Below are 18,587 nucleotides of genomic sequence, written 5' to 3'. Positions count from 1 at the left end.
TCAGCAATGTCAGATAATTGATAATTTCTCCACAAAATCTGACGTTGAATGGGCATCTTGCCTGTTCCGTATATAATTTGAAAGAATAATTTATGTGGAATGGGCATCTTGCCCGTTTGGTTTTTTTCAAGTCAATTAACTAGAGGAAACTTTGAGGTTGTAGTTGAGAAAGTTTGGATTAATAATTAATTTCAGCAATGTCAGATAATTGATAATTTCTCCACAAAATCTGACGTTGAATGGGCATCTTGCCTGTTCCGTATATAATTTGAAAGAATAATTTATGTGGAATGGGCATCTTGCCCGTTTGGTTTTTCTCAAGTCAATTAACTAGAGAAAAATTTAAGGGTGTAAGTGAGAAAGTTTGAGCTAATAGCGAATTCCAGGAATTGTTGGGAATTGATAATTTCCCCAAAAAATCTGACAATGAGTATTTAATAAAAATAATATCTGTATTTCCACCGTACTATACTAGCACCTATAGGAACTGCCATTACTACTCTTGATTTATAGAATATCTAAAAAAAACAGAATATCAATCTTCCTCCTTCCTCTTTCCTTCTTCCTTCTTCCTCCTTCCTTCTTCCTTCTTCCTTCTATAATTGCTATAATCAATAAGAATTAAATTAACAACAGTAAAAATCAATAAATAGGTAAGCATTCAGCTATTAGCATTTCCTAGGTCATGCTCCGCAAACAGCCATCAGATGCATGAACATATTCAAGCAAGAACTGAGGTTAAGTTATAGCCAATTTCAAATAGTGGAATTTTAATTCTCTTGGGTAGATAATTCCCCTCTAGTATGACATGAGTTAATAACAAATAACAAATAGCTGATAGCTGATAGCTGACTGCTGAATGCTTACATAAATAGAGGAAATGATGTTAACAAAAAAACTAAAAGAACTGAAAAAAATATTTTCAGAAATGGAGAAAGCTTTGATTGCTTACTCCGGCGGCATAGATAGTACTTTAGTAGCAAAAGTCGCTTATGATGTTTTGGGAAATAAAGCTTTAGCTATAACTGCTATTTCTCCTTCTTTATTACCTGAAGATTTAGAAGATGCTCGTATTCAAGCGGCAGTAATTGGTATTTCTCATGAAGAGGTAGAAACTAATGAAATGGAGAATCCTAATTATACTTCTAATCCTATAAATCGTTGCTATTTTTGTAAAAGTGAATTGCATGATACTCTCAAACCTTTGGCTTTAAAGCGGGGTTATTCTTATGTAGTTGATGGGGTAAATGCAGATGATTTACGAGATTATCGTCCTGGTATTCAAGCAGCAAAAGAAAGAGGAGCTAGATCGCCTTTAGCAGAATTAGGAATTAGTAAGTTTGAAGTTAGACAACTTGCTAAGGAATTGGGTTTGCTTTGGTGGGATAAACCAGCTCAACCTTGTTTAAGTTCCCGTTTTCCTTATGGGGAAGAAATTACTTTTGAAAAGTTACAAAGAGTTGGTCGTGGGGAAAGATATTTGCGGAATTTGGGATTAAAAAATTTACGAGTTCGTTCGGAAAAAGATACTGCGAGAATTGAACTTCCCCCTGAACAAATCAAAGAGTTTGTGTTGACAATAAATTTGCCTCAGTTGGTAGAAAGGTTTAAAGAGTTTGGGTTTATTTATGTCACTTTAGATTTAGAAGGATACCGGAGTGGGAAGTTAAATCGGGTTTTGTCGCCGGAGGTATTGGGGGGAAAAGTTTAGGGTAGATTTTCTAGAAATTGGGTTATTTCCATAATTAGGCGAATAGCGGCCACACTTGCTCTGCCAAGACTATATTTGCCTTTTATTTCCTAAATGTCTTGGGGACTACTATACCTACTTCCTCTCTTTAATTGTGTATGTCGCAATAGTCAAATCATTTTGTGAAGCGCATAACTTTAAAGTGTGTCGTAGAGAAATATCTACTTCCTCTCTTTATTGTGTATGTCGCAATAGTCAAATCATTTTGTGAAGCGCATAATTTTCGAGTGTGTAGTGGGAAAATATTTACTTCCCCTATCTGTTGTGTATGCCGCAATAGTCAAATCATTTTGTGAAGCGTATAACTTTAGAGTGTGTTGTAGAAAAATATCTACTTCCTCTCTTTATTATGTATGCCGCAATAATCATTTCATCTTGTGAAGCGCATAACTTCCGAGTGTGTTGTAGAGAAATATCTACTTCCCTCTCTATTGCGGCATACGCAATAGTCAAGTCATTTTGTGAAGCGCATAACTTTAAAGTGTGTAGTGGAAAAATATCTACTTCCCCTCTGTGTTGCGTATGCCGCAATAGTCAAGTCATTTTGTGAAGCGCATAACTTTAAAGTGTGTAGTGGAAAAATATCTACTTCCTCTGTGTTGCGTATGCCACAATAGTCAAATCATTTTGTGAAGCGCATAACTTTAGAGTGTGTTGTAGAAAAATATCTACTTCCCCTCTGTGTTGCGTATGTCGCAATAATCATTTCATTTTGTGAAGCGCATAACTTCCGAGTGTGTTGTACAGAAATATCTACTTCCCTCTCTATTGCGGCATACGCAATAATCATTTCATTTTGTGAAGCGCATAACTTCCGAGTGTGTTGTACAGAAATATCTACTTCCCTCTCTATTGCGGCATACGCAATAATCATTTCATTTTGTGAAGCGCATAACTTCCGAGTGTGTTGTACAGAAATATCTACTTCCCTCTCTATTGCGGCATACGCAATAATCATTTCATTTTGTGAAGCGCATAACTTTAGAGTGTGTAGTGGAAAAATATCTACTTCCTCTCTCTATTGTGTATGCCGCAATAGTCAAATCATTTTGTGAAGCGCATAATTTCCGAGTGTGTCGTAGAGAAATATCTACTTCCTCTGTGTTGCGTATGTCGCAATAGTCAAATCATTTTGTGAAGCGCATAACTTTAGAGTGTGTTGTACAGAAATATCTACTTCCCTCTCTTTATTGCGTATGCCGCAATAGTCAAATCATTTTGTGAAGCGCATAACTTTAGAGTGTGTTGTACAGAAATATCTACTTCCCTCTCTTTATTGCGTATGCCGCAATAGTCAAATCATTTTGTGAAGCGCATAACTTTAGAGTGTGTTGTACAGAAATATCTACTTCCCTCTCTTTATTGCGTATGCCGCAATAGTCAAATCATTTTGTGAAGCGCATAACTTTAGAGTGTGTAGTGGGAAAATATTTACTTCCCTCTGTCTTTATTATGTATGCCGCAATAGTCGTTTCATTTTGTGAAGCGCATAACTTTAGAGTGTGTTGTACAGAAATATCTACTTCCCTCTCTTTATTGCGTATGCCGCAATAGTCGTTTCATTTTGTGAAGCGCATAACTTTAGAGTGTGTTGTACAGAAATATCTACTTCCCTCTCTTTATTGCGTATGCCGCAATAGTCGTTTCATTTTGTGAAGCGCATAATTTTAAAGTGTGTAGTGGGAAAATATCTACTTCCTCTGTCTTTATTATGTATGTCGCAATAGTCAAGTCATTTTGTGAAGCGCATAACTTTAGAGTGTGTTGTACAGAAATATCTACTTCCCTCTCTTTATTGCGTATGCCGCAATAGTCAAGTCATTTTGTGAAGCGCATAACTTTAGAGTGTGTTGTACAGAAATATCTACTTCCCTCTCTTTATTGCGTATGCCGCAATAGTCAAGTCATTTTGTGAAGCGCATAATTTTAGAGTGTGTTGTACAGAAATATCTACTTCCTCTCTCTTTATTATGTATGCCGCAATAGTCAAGTCATTTTGTGAAGCGCATAATTTTAAAGTGTGTAGTGGGAAAATATCTACTTCCTCTCTCTATTATGTATGCCGCAATAGTCAAGTCATTTTGTGAAGCGCATAACTTTAGAGTGTGTTGTACAGAAATATCTACTTCCTCTCTCTATTATGTATGCCGCAATAGTCAAATCATTTTGTGAAGTACCAAAATTTGAGGGGTGTAGTGGGTAATACCAATTTGGAAAAAGAATGTTACGAATAATAAGAGAAATTAAAATACTTTATCAAAATAACATGGGTCTAAAACCCCGCCTTTTAAGGCGTAATATTTTTGGAGAGTTGCTCACGCATCCCCTACTTCCCCTCCCAGGAGGGGAGGGGCGAGGGGTGGGTTAACTTCTGACTTCTGACTTGCTGACTTCTGACTTCGTTATGACTCCTGACTCCTAAGAAATAACTATGACAATTAAACTAGAAAAAATAGTACCTTGGGGTCGAAATATTGACGAATATATTTCTATGTTCGACCTTACTCCAGAAGAGAAGAAATTAAAAATTCTCGACTGTGCAGGAGGACCTTCAAGTTTTAATTATGAAATGACTTTTCAAAGATATAACGTCATTTCCTGCGACCCAATATATCAGTTCAATGCTGATGAAATTTCTCAACGTATTCAGGCAATTTCTCAAAATATGATTGACCAAGCAAAAGCAAATTATGATACTTTTGTTTGGCAAAATCTACAGTCGCCAGAAAATCTACTAAAAGTCAGAATGGCAACAATGGAAAAATTTTTATTAGACTTTCCTCATGGGTTTCAGCAAAAACGTTATTTAACTGCTGAACTGCCGAAACTGCCTTTTGATAATCACAAATTTGATTTAGCTTTATGCAGCCATTTTCTATTTTTATATTCTGATCGTCTCTCAGCAGAATTTCATCTAGAATCAATTTTAGAAATGTGTCGAGTTGCTAAACAAATACGCATTTTTCCTGTGTTAGAACTTTCTGGAAAAATATCTCCATTATTAATGCCAATAATTGATAAATTATCGACTAAAGGATATAGAACAGAAATTCGGCAAGTAGATTATGAATTTCAAAAAGGAGGTAATCAAATGATAAGCATTCAGCCATCAGCTATTAGCTATTAATACAAATTTTGAGTATTTATATTTTATGTCTAAACTTGAATAACTAATGTTGATCTTAACTTTAAATATTATTCAGAAGTTCTAAAAATTCATCAACAACTAAACTTGGATTGTTATAGCATTGATTTGAATCAAAACGGAAAATCCTCATGCCATTTATTTCAAAATCTCTTTCTCTTTCTTGTTTTTCTACTCGTCTTTCAGATGTATGAGATATCCCATCTACTTCAAGTATTGCATATTTTTTATTATACAAGACAAAAAAATCTGGTTCTTTATTTTCACGACCTTTTTTGGTTGTCAATCTCAGGGCGCTATTTGGGAAAAAACATATACCTCTTTTGTCAAGTTCTTCTGCTATTTTTACTTCTGATTGAGAACGAAAATTCAAATTTTTCCATTTAATAGGATTATCTTTAAATCTACAGTTATTTAATGGTTCTACATTTGTACTATTATTTTAAAGTTCAATTTGGCGTAGAATTTTAAGTTTTCTTTCTTGAAAATCCTCAACTGTTAGACTTACTAAATTAGATGAATTTGAATCTAAATCTAAATCTAAATCTTCATCTGAAAATTCATCTGAAAATTCATAACGATTTTTATAAGGTAGGCTTTGATTGTCTGTTAAAATTGGTTTAATATCGTGTCCGGTAGCATCGTTTGTGTATAAAATCAAGGTGACACTCTTGAGAAAACCTTCTGCCTCCTGCCTCCTGCCTCCTGCCTTCCTTCCACCAAAATCTAATTATTCAACCGGACATGATATAAAGTCTTCTCCTAATGCTTCAGAAACAGCTTTTTCTAATTTGCTATACCGACTTTCGGCCATTTTTAAGAACTTTTCAACAAAAATAATTGCTCTCTTTTTGTCAAAATCTAAATCGATCAATTTTGCACAATGTTGAAATAATGCCTTTGTAGAGACTAATTCTAATTTGTCTATTATTTTCTGTCATACAAGTTGTAAATCTGTCATATTAAAACTTTAAATACAATACTCTAAGAAAGTATATATCACCGACAGCCTTAGCATAGGTTTTCGTTCCATTGCTACCAAAGATGGCAGCAATAGAAGGTTCGTTTTAGCAGGTGCAGCGTTGTAAGATTTTGTTTTGTAGAGAAAGAATATATTTTGGCATAAAACTAGAGAAATAATACCAAATCCGGTTTAGAAAAGCTAATTATATATTCCCTCTATTGCCTATTAAGGCTTACTTTTTACCAAAAAAAAAGGGTATGCGCCTCCCCTTTTAAGGGGATAAAAAAAGAGAATATTCCTTATGTCAAGGCTCTGGGTGAGCGTCAGAGGTACTGAGAACTGATAACTAAAATGACCTCACTGCATAATCAGCTTATAATAATCTGGTTTGGTATTATTTATTGTAGTTTAATTTTCTGAATAATCCCGTGAAGTCTATAATCAATGATATGCTTTAATTAATAAGCAAAAATTATTCAATCAAGTTATGTTTTCTTTTATTCGTTCAGACCTTAGTAATCTTAAAGCTTATACACCTCATCCTGGTGGCAGTTCAGAAATTCCTTTAGATAGACTGGATACTAATGAATGTCCTTATGATTTATCGGATAATTTAAAACAAAAGTTAGCTGGAAATTATCAAGAGTTAATTGAAACAAACCGTTATCCAGATGGCAGTCATTTTCAACTTAAAGAAGCTATAGCTCAATATGTGAATGAAGCAACTCCATCAGTTAATATTTCTGCCAATAATATTTCTGTTGGTAATGGCTCAGATGAGTTAATTCGTTCTATTTTAATTGCTACTTGTTTAGGGGGAGAAGGTTCTATTTTAACTGCTACTCCTACTTTTTCTATGTATTCTATTATTGCCAAAACTCTTGGTATTTCCATAGTCAATATTGGTAGAAGTGAGGCAAATTTTGAAATAGATATTTCTGCTGCTCAGGATGCTATTAATCAAACAAACAATTCGATTGTAAAAGTGGTATTTGTTGTTAATCCAAACTCTCCTACAGCTAATGCTTTAACTGCTCAAGAATTAGAATGGTTACTTAGTTTGCCTGAAGAAATTATGGTAGTCATTGATGAAGCATATTTTGAGTTTAGTCAGACTACTGTGGTTGAGCAATTAAACCAACATCCTAATTGGGTAATTTTAAGAACATTTTCTAAAGCTTTTAGATTAGCTTCTCTCCGGGTAGGATATGCGATCGCTCATCCAGAAGTTATTATTAATTTGGAAAAAGTTCGCCTTCCTTATAATTTACCAAGTTTTTCTCAAGCTGCTGCTAAATTAGTGCTTACCTATAGACAAGAGGTTCTATCTTTTATACCGGAAATTTTGACAGAAAGAACTAAGTTATTTGATAGTTTTGGGGAAATTTCAGCTCTACAAGTTTGGGAAAGTACGGCTAATTTCTTTTATGCCAGACTTACGGATAAAGGGTTGAGTTTATTAGGAGAAAATTTGTCTCAGGAAGAAGGTTTAAATAATTTGATGCAGCAACTTAAAAATCAGGGGACTTTAATTCGTCATACAGGTGGTGGTTTAAGAATTACGGTAGGAACTCCTGAAGAAAATCAGCGTACAATTGAGAGAATTAAAGATATTTTTGATAATTAATAATTAATAATGAATAATGAATAATTAGGGTTTGCTGAATAAATCTGAAAGCATTGACATATAAAGGATTTAACCTTTTTTGGATCGAAAAAAGTGTCTGGTTTTCAGTCTAAAACGCTCAAAAAGTTAGTATTTTAGGCGCATAGTTGGGCAGAAAAATCTTGGGACAATTCTTACTCCTACCTCCTCGCTCCCAAGCCATTTCTCCTGTCTCCTGTCTCCTGTCTCCTGTCTCCTACCCCTACGAAAAAAGACTTTTTCAGCAAGCCCTAATTAGGGTTTGCTGATTAAATATCAAAGCACTGACAGATATTGGTTTCAGCCTTTTTTGGTCTAAAAAAGTGCAAGGTTTTCGGTCTAAAAAGCTCATGCATGCTAGTATTTTGGGATGATTATGGCAGAAAAATCTTGGGACAATTTTTACGACTTCCTCCTCTATAATTTCCATTTCTCCTGTCTCCTGTCTCCTGTCTCCTACCCCTAGCAAAAGACTTTCCATACGCAAACCCTAATTATTACCTCTCCTTGAAAAAAAAGGATTGACTCAAAGGAAATTTTTTTTCTTTTTTCCCCTTAAAAGGGGAGGCTTTAAACCACAATTTCTCGGTAAGCATTCAGCCATTAGCAGTCAGCTATTCCTTTGGAATGCTACGCAAACAGCAATTAATAATGAATAATTAGGGTTTGCTGATTAAATATCAAAGTATTGACTGATATTGGTTTTAACATTTTTTTGTAGAAAAAAGTGCCAGCTTTTCAGCTCAAAAAGCTGCAAAAAGCTAGTATTTTGGGACGATTATGGCAGAACAATCTTGGGACAATTTTTCCGACTAACTCCTCTATAATTCCCATTTCTCCTGTCTCCTGTCTCCTGTCTCCTGTCTCCTACCCCTACTAAAAGACTTTTGAGCGCAAACCCTAATTAGGGTTTGCTGATTAAATATCAAAGTATTGACTGATATTGGTTTTAACATTTTTTTGTAGAAAAAAGTGCCAGCTTTTCAGCTCAAAAAGCTGCAAAAAGCTAGTATTTTGGGATGATTATGGCAGAAAAATCTTGGGACAATTTTTCCGACTATCTCCTCTATAATTCCCATTTCTCCTGTCTCCTGTCTCCTGTCTCCTGACTCCTTCTTCAATCAGCAAACCCTAATTATAAATTAAACAGATTTTTCAGACGATTTCTAACCCAAACCACAGGATTTTTATCATCTTCTTCTGCATTAACTAATCCCAATCTTCTAAGTTCATTTTGACGTTCAGATAATTCTTCTTGATGTTTACCCAACTCTTGCACAATTACCTCTGCTAATTCTGGATTTTCATGTAATATTTTCTCAAAGCCTTTTTTATGAATAGCAAATAAAATTGTATCTTCAAGGGCCCTGACTGAAGCAGTACGAGGAATACCTAACATTAAAGCTAATTCTCCAAAAAAATTTCCAGCTTTTAGAGTAGTCAAATGTTTATTAATTTTTTCAGCAAATACCTCTACTGAACCTGAAAGAATAATATAAAAAGTATCACCAGGATCTCCTTCATGAAATAAAATTTTTAATGGTCTAAGACGTTTTCTATACCCTACTTCTATCAATTTTCGTAACTCAACATCAGTAAAGTTTTCAAAATAAGTAACTTCTAATAATAAATCCCTCGCTGATAGAGGTTTACTCGGTATAGACTGATGGTTTCTTACCCCATGAAGAACAGTATTTTGAGATGATTCTAAATGTTGTGATTCTTGTGGATTATGGAGGTATATATTAAAATGGTCCCAAGGAATTAAAATACCTTGTTGATGTAAGTTATTGTAGATAATAAACCGTAAAGAACTCATATAAACTGGTTGATTATAAATTTTCTTTACCCATACCCATAATTGAAACTTAAAAGCGTTATCTTCAAACCCCAGAAACAAAACTTTTGGAGGTGGTTCTCGTAATACTACAGGTTCCATATAAGCAGACATTAGTATCGTTTCTGTAACTAATACTGGATCACTATCGTCAGAGACAAAAATATCAAGTTCAATCCTACCTTGAAAACTATCGTAGCTTAAGTTATGTATTTTTCCTTCTATTAAAATGCCGTTAGGAATAATTATATGACTACCCTGTAATGTTCTAATTCTTGTTGAACGCAAACCAATTTCTTCTACAAAACCTAAATCATTATCTAATTCAATAAAATCTCCTATTTTTATTGGTCTTTCTATCAGTACATTCAAACCACTAATAAAGTTTTTAGTAATATTCTGAAATCCTAAACCAATACCTACACCTAAACCCCCGGCTAAAACTGCTAATGAAGAGACATTAAAACCTTGTGTTTGTAGAATAACTATCACACCCAACGTGCTTATTCCATAGCTAAATATTGTAGATATTGCTTCTCTATTAGCTTCATCTATACCTAGTTTTACTAAAAATATTTTTTTGAGTAAATTTTTGAAGATTCTACCGAATAAAATAACTACAATTAAATATAAAAATAGTTTTAAAAGTAAACTTAAAGATATATAAGTATCCCCGACAAATAGTAGGGGAGTTGTAAACATTTGAGCTAGTTGTAATAATAAATCTTGTACTTTTTGGAGCATAAGGAGAGTGGCTCACACTGATTATGGCACGGATACAGGGATAGGTCAGGGAGTGGGGGAGTAAAAATAAGAATAGTTAACAATAACTGGTTAATAATTACAATGGATAATTAACAATTGATAATTGATAATTGATAATTAATCCATTCGGCTTTATTGCCTCTCCTTTTAAGGAGAAAAAAGCGGTCGAGGGATGGATGGGTTTCCTAACCATATCCAATCGACCAAGAGAAGAAATCAGATTTCCTTATATTCAATCCTCTCGGTTTTAACCAGAGGTAATTATCCATTATTCATTATCCATTATCCATTGATGAACAAAAAATTATTCAGTATATGTTAATTACTTAATAATTGAAATGTTACTTAAGTCTAGTATTATTTTTTTCAAATTAGTATAACATAAAATTTTTTATATTAATGAAATCAAGTAATTAGCCTTAGAAGCAAAATCAAAAAAGGGAAAGCAAAATCAAGATTTTTCCTTCTTCCCTTTTCCTTCTTCCTTCTTCCCTCTTCCTTAATATTAGCAACCCGGTCTCTAGAAGAAACCGGGTGTTTTAGAGATTGATTATTTAGGGTAAATATTTAGAGAAAAACTGTTCATGAAAAAGGACAGCAAATTTTAATTTTTTGGAGTCACAATATATTCTGATGAAACCTGTTCTACCTTTCCTAATCTTACTAAAGCCTGATGAAATATTGCTGTAACTTCAGCACGAGTAGCAGGTTTATCTGGATTCAAAATTTTTACATCTGGATGATTTACTACCAATCCAGTTGCAGTAGCTGCTGCTACTTTTTCCTTAGCCCAATCAGGTATTTTTTCTTTGTCTTTATAAATACTTAAAACTTTATCAGGATTTGATGGAATTTCCAGATTTAAGCCACTAGCTAAAGCAACTAATACCTGTAATTTTGGTACTTCTTGTTCTGGACGAAAAACATTTCCTGGATACCCACTCAAAAAGCCAGATTTAGTAGCTCTTTGAATTCCTTCTTGAGTTGGTAAATCTTCTGGTACATCCTTATATTTAACAGTACTTCCTGTTGATTTTTCCTCAAATACTTTAGGAATTTGAGTAGCTAATTCAGCTCGTGTTACAGGTTTATCTGGCTCGAATTTATCACTATCAACTTGAGCAATAATATCACTTTCTCTCAAAGGTTGAATGAAATTACTGGCCCAAAAATCATCCGGAACATCAGAAAATTTAACTTTGCCAATAGGAGGAGATGTTTCAGGAGATGGCGCTGTTGTACCAGCTAACGGAACTTCAGAGGTTGCCTGCTCTGGAGAAGGAGAAGTTGCCGTGAATGAGTCAGTAGTTTCTGCTTCTGGAGGAGGAGAAGTAGCTGTTTCACTTGCTCCAGGTGACTTGAAAGTTATCTCCTCTGGAGAAGGAGAAGTTGCCGTGGGTGACTCTGTTGTTAAACTAGGAATAGGGGGGGCCACAGGTAAAGGTGGAGTTGTCATTGGAGATCCAGATAACATACTTCCAATACCCAATGTGGCCAAATTCTTGCCTACTTGTGGGACTTTTGGCGGTTTGGCTAATTCGAGTGTTGTCTCAGTCTCAGTATTAGCTTGATTCAAACCTGTAACACTTGTTTCTAACTCCTCAAAAGTATCATTAATAGGAGTCAGAGTAGCCAAACTTGTTTCTAACTCTTCAGAAGAAGAAAGTGCTTGACCAAAATTTGATGCTGGTTCGCCAGTCAGGGTATTAAGTTGTGGTGTGCCTAAGCTAAAGATTGACTCCTCTGTACTAACATCTGGACTATCAACTATTTCAGATTCAGATGAAGAAAGAATAGGTTTAGAGAATAAATTAAACCCATTATTTCCTCTAGTCGTTGTCCAGAAAAATACACTGCCAAGAGTTGCTAAGGCTACAAATATTGCAATCCACTCATCACGTTCCACTGGCCTTGGCCGTGAAGGTGGGTTCGGAGGTATATTTGTCATTGTTATAGCTATATAGTGACAGCTCTAGATTAGACTACGATTAGGGAGAAAAGGAAGAAGTCAAAAGTTAGAAGTCAAAAGTTAGAAGTCAAAAATTAGAAGTTAAAAGTTAAAAGTTAAAAGTGGTATTTTAGGTACTTACCGAATAATTAAGGTTTAAAGCAGGGTCATTATATCCAATCGACCAAGAGAAGAAAAAAAATCCTTTTATCCAATCCTCTTATTTATATTTATTAAGAAGAGGTAATTCTAAATTCTAAATTCTAAATTCTAAATTCTTGAAATGACTACTAAACCATTAATTATTGCTCACCGGGGCGCATCTGGCTTGGTGGAATTTGAAAATACTTTAGCTTCTTTTGAAAAAGCTATTGAATTGGGTGTACCAATGGTGGAGTTTGATGTGAGAAAAACTCAGGATAATTTGTTCATTACGTTTCATGATGAATCAATTGATGGGATGAATATTAGTGATTTGAGTTATCAACAACTTTTGGATATTTCTCGGCAAAAAGGTTTTGATGTGCCATTGGTAGAGGATGTGTTGAAGTTGTGTCGGGGGAAAATTAAACTTGATATTGAATTGAAAGAAGTGGGATATGAATTGGAGATAGTTAATTTAGTCAAAAAATATTTAGATTACCAAGATTATGTGATTAAATCTTTTCTTGATGCTGCTATTATTACGGTTAAACAAATAGATAATCGAATTACAACTGGTCTGTTATTAGGACTTAGTAAACCCAAAAATTTAATCGCTACTAGATTATCAGAAATCTTTCCTGAATTTCGTTTGTTTACAACTAAAGCTGACTTTGTTTCACCTAATTATCAATTGATAAAATTTGGTTTTGTCTGGCGCATGAAATTGATTAATCAGAATATCTATGTTTGGACGATTAATGATGAAAAATTAATGGTTAAAATTGTCAAACAAGGAGCATTTGCATTAATTACAGATAGACCAGATTTAGCTTTGAAGTTATTTGATGGGAATTAGTATTCAGCTATTAATATCTGTTTAAAAATAACAAAAAGAGCCTCTTATAACCAAGAAGCTCTCTCATAATAGAATTTTGAATAAGTCCTTAGATTTAATGGCATATCTTGGACGTAACCACAGTTAGAACAAGTCTTTGTTGATGGAAAGAATCTATCAACTACTTATATTGTGATTCTTTGATTAAGTCAAAGCTCTCTCAGAATATTCTGATACTAACTCTAATATCACTACGATCAATTAGAGTAAAGGTATCGATCGCCCCATCACTAGATTTTTGCTTTGGAGTCTTTATTTCTCTTGCGACTAGCAACTAAACCTGTAGTAACTACACCCAGACCGAATAATGCAGTTGGTTCAGGAGTAGAAGCAGTAGTAGAAAACACAGCACCAGAGAATTGAGCTGTAAGTGTGTTACCAGCATCAAGCTGTTGCTCAATTGTGCTTGCCAATGTATCGTTAAATTGAAGTGTTATGTTACCTGCACCCTTATTTTGATCGCCATCTGCGCTCAAAAATGTTCCAAAGAGGTGTATATCTAGGGATGCATTATCTCCACTCTGAATAATTTCTCCTATAGAAGCTTGTTGTAGGTCAAATTCATTACCACCACCAAAATCTATGAATGGAACAGGTGCTGAAAATGGATCGAATTCTACAGGTCCGTGGATAGTAGTGGTAATACCAGTAAATTGCTGAAAACTGCCTGTTGCAGCAAGGGGACTAACAAAAAGAACACTTGGATTTGGATTGAAATTCAAGTAGTCTTTTGTAAATTCAGCAACACCAAGACCAGCAAATTGAAATTCCCCAATTAGAGCAGCGTTAGCAATGCTAGCATTAGTCATTACGCCAGTAAATGCGACTGTAGCAGTTAGACCTGCAAAGAATTTAGAGTTAATTAGATTGTTAATCATAGTATTCACCCTGTTTGTATGTGTAATTAGCTAGTATTAAATCTATCCTTCAGGCCATGTTTAGGGTTTTGGTCAGTTACACTACTACCAACACATCCTACCCATAGCATTTATGCGTAAGTCCTATTTTAATTAAATCTTGCTTTTTGATTTAAGCTTTACTGCTTACCTTCCTCTTTGATAAAAAGCCTGCCCCAGCAAATAAACCTAAACCAAGTATTGCAGAAGGTTCGGGTACTCTTTCAGACAAAACATCACCATCTATCACTTCATATGCGTATGTCACTGAAACACTTGCTCCAGCCTGGGTAGTAATACCAGCAAATATGTTAGCTGCACCTGTTACTTTTGAATCAGTGCTAGCAGAGAATAAAAACTCTACATTTTCAGCACCAGTGAAGAAATCTAATACAGCTTGGTCATCATAGAGGTTCTCTCCACTTAATGTAGCTATTAGTCCCTCAAAGCTTTTACCAGAAGTACCTGAAAAATCCATAACACCATCAAAAGCAGTTGCTTCAAATGAAGCTGATGCACTCACTGCTTCTTCAAACAAAGGGTTATTAAGAATCTCATCCCCAAGTAAGGTCAAAGTACCTCCAAGAGTAAAAGTTAGAGTTTGGGCTTGCGCATCCAGACTTTCTACTAAGGCATCGCCAACGATCTGTCCATCAAAGCCGATCGTCACACTTTGAAGTTCACCAAGATTACCATCAAATTTTTGAACTGATAATAGGGCATCCGTAATATCTGTTGGTGCTAGCTCAAAGGTGTCTGTATATGTTTTGACCAGAGCGTTAGCAATGCCAGCATTAGTCATTACGCCAGTAAATGCAACTGTAGCAGTTAGACCTGCAAAGAATTTAGAGTTAATTAGGCTGTTAATCATAAGTATTCGTTAGTCTGTGTGTGTAATTAGCTACTTTTAAATTTGTATTCAGGCCATTTTTTAGTGATGACCTACTTTTGTATTGTAGATGCCCTGCCTGTATTCCTGTATCTATTTTTATTCAAATAGAAAGCTTTATACTGTGATTAAAATCATTGCTATAAGTGATATTGATCGCTGTTTTTTAAATAAAATAATGTATATGCAATAAGAAAAATGTTTTATAAGCCTTGCTGTGAAAGGTTTTTAAGGAAATAATATTTAACCATCAATCTATACTAGAAGCGTAAAAAAATAGTATCAATCGTGCAAGCACTTAAACCTTAAATTATTTTTTATACTTAAAAGCTAAGTGTTATTCAGTAGAAAAAAAATCTTATCTCAATTCAAGATACGGAATACAAAATAGTAACATTTGCGACATTAACTCCAAGGTCAGCGATCGCATATTAGGCATCGATAAATGTGTGCAGATATAGTGCAAGGGAGTGTGGGAACCTACCCCTAATATCATGTCCGGTAGCACCGGAGCGTGTATAAAGTTAAGGTGACAATGAAAGAAAACCTTCTGCCTCCTGCCTCCTGCCTCCTGCCTTCGGACAACCATTGTCTAATTATTCAACCGGACATGATATAACCCCTCCCAGGAGTGGAATTTGGGGAGATGGGGAGTGTGGAGGCAAATTTCCACTATTCTATTTCTCTAGCTCCTCAGTTCTGAGTTATGACTCCTTTGTCAAAAACCCATACTGCGAGCAAAAATACTAAATAGTTTTTATATAGTTTCTATAGATATCTCCGCAAAAGAACTTAGGGACATTTCATCAAATGTCCATGCCCTACAACATTTGGATCGAATATGTAATACCAATTCCCATGCATTACAGCGGTTTTCATTTGGGTAAACCACAGTAGGGACGTTCCATGGAACCTCCTTACAAGGTTTGATGTGTAAAAATGTGGTTCATCAATTTGAAAAGCGCTGTATTGCTATACTTGGGCAGTACTTCAGTTGTCAACTAATCAGTACAAGCAAAAAATTTTTTTGCTAATTTCAGCTAAATTAATGTTAATTATTCTTATTTTTGCTTCTCCCCTACTCCCCTACTCCCCTATTTCCCCTCCTGGGAGGGGGAGGGGCGAGGGGTGGGTTCCCTGCTCAACAAAATGTAGAAAAGTTTTTGAGAAATGGTATAATTTCTGGGGTATCGTCAGATTAAAAGATGAATTATAGGGAAATAGTGGGAACAGTATTTCTCTGTCTTACGGTTCATCATCAACATACAGCAGTTTCCGCGCGTTATGAGGTACATACATTGATACTTTTAGGGAGTAAGGAGTTCGCTGACTACCTCCTTTTTCTTCATAAGCTTCTTGGGACATCAGACCATTTAGATTTCCTGGTTCTCCGGATAAAGTTACATAATCATTGTTTAGATTAAATCCAAGTTCAAATTCTATTTCATGGTTTACAGCATCTAGATAATTGTCAATGACTTTTTTCTCTCTTGCTGTTAATAAACGCCAGAATGTATCCTTAGTCTTGTAAAACTTTATCAACCAAGAAAACAATAAGTAAATTACGACTATAACTTAAATAAACAGAATAATAGAAGGCAGGTATTTCGGTAATTTATTGTTACTAGATAAATAATTCACTGCAATTGGAAATGAAATATTTATTACAGTTAAGAATATTCTCCATAATAGTTTTTGCTCTTTTTCAGCTATGCTTAACATATCCTTTCTTTATTCCCTAAAGTTTAAAAATTTGTACCTGCTAGACTCGAAAAAATGCTGTAATGTTTCTGATAATATTGAAAAGCGATCGCTACTATTTAGGGCTTGCTGATTAAATATAAAAGCATTGACATATTAAAGATTTTAGCCTTTGTGGGGCCTTTAAAAAGTACCTGGTATCACGTCTAAAACGCTCAAAAAGTTAGTATTTTAGGTGCATAGTTGGGCAGAAAAACTCAGGAACAATTCTTGCTCCTAACTTCCTCGCTCCCATACCATTTCTCCTGTCTCCTGTCTCCTGTCTCCTACCCCTACTAAAATACCTTTTCAGCAAGCCCTATTTATATATTATTATTAGAAATTAGATTATCAGCTAGTTATCCTACAATTCAGGATAAAACCCACTGTTATTTCAGTTATCAGTTAGCCTCCTATCGGAGGAACTTTCCTACGGAATGCTACGCAAACGTTAACAGTTATCAGTTATCAGTACCTCTGCAATAAGGAGGCTTGAAATAAGGAATATGTTCTTTTTTTATCCCCTTAAAAGGGGAGGCGCATACCCACAATTTTTCGGTAACTACTAACAAAGGTAGCTTCTTTAATCACCAAACCTAATATTACAATTCTTGTAATATAGTTACTGTACTAGGTGGTGAGCGCCTATCAGCATGATTCTTTATTCAATAAAAGTAGGATATTCTAAAGCCTATATGCAAATACCCTGGTTTGATCGACTAAAAAAAATATTCAGTTATTTATTAACCACAGGAATTATTATTACTACTCTGTTTTCCCTAGGAGGTTATTGGCAAAAAGGAATCATTTTCGAGCTAATCTCTCATTTTAAAGTTCAATATTTTGTAATCAGCTTAATTTTGTTGTGTTGCTTAGGTATAACAGGCAAAAAGAGATTATTATTAGTAGGCATATTTTGCACAATTATTAACCTCACCCCAATTTTACCTTGGTATATTCATAGAAATGGTATTAGCCAAGAAACTCCTAACTTGCGAATTTTAGTTTATAACCTTTATGGAGGCAGAAATTCTCAATATTCACAAGTTATCGAGATGGTAAGACAAGAAAATCCAGATATAGCAATTTTTTTAGAACCTACTAATACCTGGTTTCAAAATCTACAAACATTATCTGATATTTTACCTAATTCAATTGCCTCTCAGTCTACCTATGGAATTCCTCCCTATGGAATTGTTTCAGTTTACAGCAAATTTCCTATCAATGATTACTCAATAAAATTTTTTGCTCCGAACAAACCTACTATTATTACTAACTTCAACATTAATCAACAAACCATTTATTTAATAGCAACCCATCCTACTGTTCCTATATATAGAAACACTTTTAAACAACGCAATCAAATATTAGAAAAACTTAGTAAATATATTCAAAAATTAAATCATCCAGTTATTCTTGCAGGAGATTTGAATATAACAATGTGGTCTCCTTATTATCAAAAATTAGAACAGGAAACTGGATTAAGAAATAGTCGTTTAGGCTTTGGCATTCTTCCTACTTGGCCTGCAAGATTTAATAACTCTTTAGTCTTGTATATTTTATCTAGATTTTTTCCAATTCCCATAGATCATTGTTTAATCAGTTCAGAAATTCAAGTTGTAAATGTTAAGACAAAAGCTAATTCAGGTTTAAATTTAGGTTCAGATCATCTACCTTTAATTACAGATTTATTGATTAGCAAATCAGGAAATTAATAATATCATGCCCGGATAATTAGTTATCAAAAAAACTATCCTGTCACTAGCGATCGCAAATCTCTTTTTATCCCTACTCCCTAATCATTTATTTATTTATAAGTCTTCAACCGAACATGATACAAGATTCAGTTTTATGCTCCGTTTCCAATGAATTTTTCCTACAACAGAAGAAAGCTTATATTCATTATCTAAATCTAAATCTAAATTTTTATTGACTTCATAGCAAATTCGCATTAGTTAAACCAGAATAA

At 34.4% G+C, this 18,587-nt stretch carries 14 protein-coding genes; 5 read left to right on the top strand and 9 right to left on the bottom strand.

The window, feature by feature from the left end:
- Positions 1-883: 883 nt before the first annotated feature.
- Both larE and F6K54_RS06720 read left to right on the top strand, forming a co-directional pair.
- Entirely contained in the window at positions 884-1,711 is an 828-nt protein-coding gene (gene larE / locus F6K54_RS06725; RefSeq protein WP_293075887.1) for an ATP-dependent sacrificial sulfur transferase LarE, read from the top strand.
- Between the two features lie 2,470 nt (positions 1,712-4,181).
- On the top strand, positions 4,182-4,877 hold the full coding sequence (locus F6K54_RS06720) for an SAM-dependent methyltransferase (RefSeq protein WP_293075862.1): 696 nt from the start codon (positions 4,182-4,184) through the stop codon (positions 4,875-4,877).
- Between the two features lie 61 nt (positions 4,878-4,938).
- Here the strand turns inward: F6K54_RS06720 and F6K54_RS06715 are convergent, their stop codons facing one another.
- The 3 genes from F6K54_RS06715 to F6K54_RS06705 all read right to left on the bottom strand — a co-directional run bounded on the left by F6K54_RS06715 (position 4,939) and on the right by F6K54_RS06705 (position 5,769).
- Positions 4,939-5,268, bottom strand: a complete 330-nt coding sequence (locus tag F6K54_RS06715; protein ID WP_293075860.1) for a DUF559 domain-containing protein — start codon at positions 5,266-5,268, stop codon at positions 4,939-4,941.
- A gap of 69 nt (positions 5,269-5,337) precedes the next feature.
- Positions 5,338-5,556 carry a hypothetical protein gene (locus tag F6K54_RS06710; RefSeq protein WP_293075858.1) on the bottom strand — a complete coding sequence of 73 codons (219 nt, stop codon included), beginning with the start codon at positions 5,554-5,556 and terminating at the stop codon, positions 5,338-5,340.
- A gap of 69 nt (positions 5,557-5,625) precedes the next feature.
- Positions 5,626-5,769: a hypothetical protein gene (locus F6K54_RS06705; RefSeq protein ID WP_293075856.1), complete on the bottom strand. Its 144-nt coding sequence runs from the start codon at positions 5,767-5,769 to the stop codon at positions 5,626-5,628.
- Between the two features lie 577 nt (positions 5,770-6,346).
- On the opposite strand from F6K54_RS06705, the gene F6K54_RS06700 reads away from it, so the two are divergent.
- Complete coding sequence (locus F6K54_RS06700; protein WP_293075854.1) at positions 6,347-7,486, top strand: histidinol-phosphate transaminase; 1,140 nt, start codon at positions 6,347-6,349, stop codon at positions 7,484-7,486.
- Positions 7,487-8,639: 1,153 nt separating this feature from the next.
- Here the strand turns inward: F6K54_RS06700 and F6K54_RS06695 are convergent.
- Both F6K54_RS06695 and F6K54_RS06690 read right to left on the bottom strand, forming a co-directional pair.
- On the bottom strand, positions 8,640-10,085 hold the full coding sequence (locus F6K54_RS06695; protein ID WP_293075852.1) for a cyclic nucleotide-binding domain-containing protein: 1,446 nt from the start codon (positions 10,083-10,085) through the stop codon (positions 8,640-8,642).
- A 625-nt stretch (positions 10,086-10,710) separates the two neighbouring features.
- The gene (locus F6K54_RS06690; protein WP_293075850.1) at positions 10,711-12,054 is read right to left on the bottom strand and encodes an S-layer homology domain-containing protein; all 1,344 of its coding nucleotides are present in this window, start codon (positions 12,052-12,054) and stop codon (positions 10,711-10,713) included.
- A gap of 283 nt (positions 12,055-12,337) precedes the next feature.
- Between F6K54_RS06690 and F6K54_RS06685 the strand changes: the two genes are divergently transcribed.
- Positions 12,338-13,054, top strand: coding sequence for a glycerophosphodiester phosphodiesterase (locus F6K54_RS06685; protein WP_293075848.1), 717 nt, complete (start codon positions 12,338-12,340; stop codon positions 13,052-13,054).
- A gap of 269 nt (positions 13,055-13,323) precedes the next feature.
- Here F6K54_RS06685 and F6K54_RS06680 read toward each other — a convergent pair whose 3' ends face one another.
- The 3 genes from F6K54_RS06680 to F6K54_RS06670 all read right to left on the bottom strand — a co-directional run bounded on the left by F6K54_RS06680 (position 13,324) and on the right by F6K54_RS06670 (position 16,420).
- Positions 13,324-13,971, bottom strand: coding sequence for a PEP-CTERM sorting domain-containing protein (locus F6K54_RS06680; RefSeq protein ID WP_293075846.1), 648 nt, complete (start codon positions 13,969-13,971; stop codon positions 13,324-13,326).
- Between the two features lie 151 nt (positions 13,972-14,122).
- On the bottom strand, positions 14,123-14,860 hold the full coding sequence (locus F6K54_RS06675; RefSeq protein WP_293075844.1) for a PEP-CTERM sorting domain-containing protein: 738 nt from the start codon (positions 14,858-14,860) through the stop codon (positions 14,123-14,125).
- Between the two features lie 1,263 nt (positions 14,861-16,123).
- Positions 16,124-16,420 carry a hypothetical protein gene (locus tag F6K54_RS06670; RefSeq protein WP_293075842.1) on the bottom strand — a complete coding sequence of 99 codons (297 nt, stop codon included), beginning with the start codon at positions 16,418-16,420 and terminating at the stop codon, positions 16,124-16,126.
- An 893-nt stretch (positions 16,421-17,313) separates the two neighbouring features.
- Here F6K54_RS06670 and F6K54_RS06665 point away from each other — a divergent pair.
- Entirely contained in the window at positions 17,314-18,333 is a 1,020-nt protein-coding gene (locus F6K54_RS06665) for an endonuclease/exonuclease/phosphatase family protein (protein ID WP_293075840.1), read from the top strand.
- A 96-nt stretch (positions 18,334-18,429) separates the two neighbouring features.
- On the opposite strand, the gene F6K54_RS06660 is transcribed toward F6K54_RS06665, so the two are convergent.
- Complete coding sequence (locus F6K54_RS06660) at positions 18,430-18,570, bottom strand: hypothetical protein (protein ID WP_293075838.1); 141 nt, start codon at positions 18,568-18,570, stop codon at positions 18,430-18,432.
- Between the last annotated feature and the right edge of the window lie 17 nt (positions 18,571-18,587).

It is taken from the genome of Okeania sp. SIO3B5 (assembly GCF_010692555.1).
Classification (GTDB): domain Bacteria; phylum Cyanobacteriota; class Cyanobacteriia; order Cyanobacteriales; family Microcoleaceae; genus Okeania.
The sequence above is the reverse complement of the archived record's forward strand: the minus strand, read 5'-3'. Positions and strand labels throughout refer to the sequence as shown.

Coding starts and splice junctions, on each gene's coding strand:
- larE (WP_293075887.1), top strand. CDS start 884: ATGTTAACAAAAAAACTAAAAGAACTGAAAAAAATATTTTCAGAAATG.
- F6K54_RS06720 (WP_293075862.1), top strand. CDS start 4,182: ATGACAATTAAACTAGAAAAAATAGTACCTTGGGGTCGAAATATTGAC.
- F6K54_RS06700 (WP_293075854.1), top strand. CDS start 6,347: ATGTTTTCTTTTATTCGTTCAGACCTTAGTAATCTTAAAGCTTATACA.
- F6K54_RS06695 (WP_293075852.1), bottom strand. CDS start 10,085: ATGCTCCAAAAAGTACAAGATTTATTATTACAACTAGCTCAAATGTTT.
- F6K54_RS06690 (WP_293075850.1), bottom strand. CDS start 12,054: ATGACAAATATACCTCCGAACCCACCTTCACGGCCAAGGCCAGTGGAA.
- F6K54_RS06685 (WP_293075848.1), top strand. CDS start 12,338: ATGACTACTAAACCATTAATTATTGCTCACCGGGGCGCATCTGGCTTG.
- F6K54_RS06680 (WP_293075846.1), bottom strand. CDS start 13,971: ATGATTAACAATCTAATTAACTCTAAATTCTTTGCAGGTCTAACTGCT.
- F6K54_RS06675 (WP_293075844.1), bottom strand. CDS start 14,860: ATGATTAACAGCCTAATTAACTCTAAATTCTTTGCAGGTCTAACTGCT.
- F6K54_RS06665 (WP_293075840.1), top strand. CDS start 17,314: ATGCAAATACCCTGGTTTGATCGACTAAAAAAAATATTCAGTTATTTA.
- F6K54_RS06660 (WP_293075838.1), bottom strand. CDS start 18,570: ATGCGAATTTGCTATGAAGTCAATAAAAATTTAGATTTAGATTTAGAT.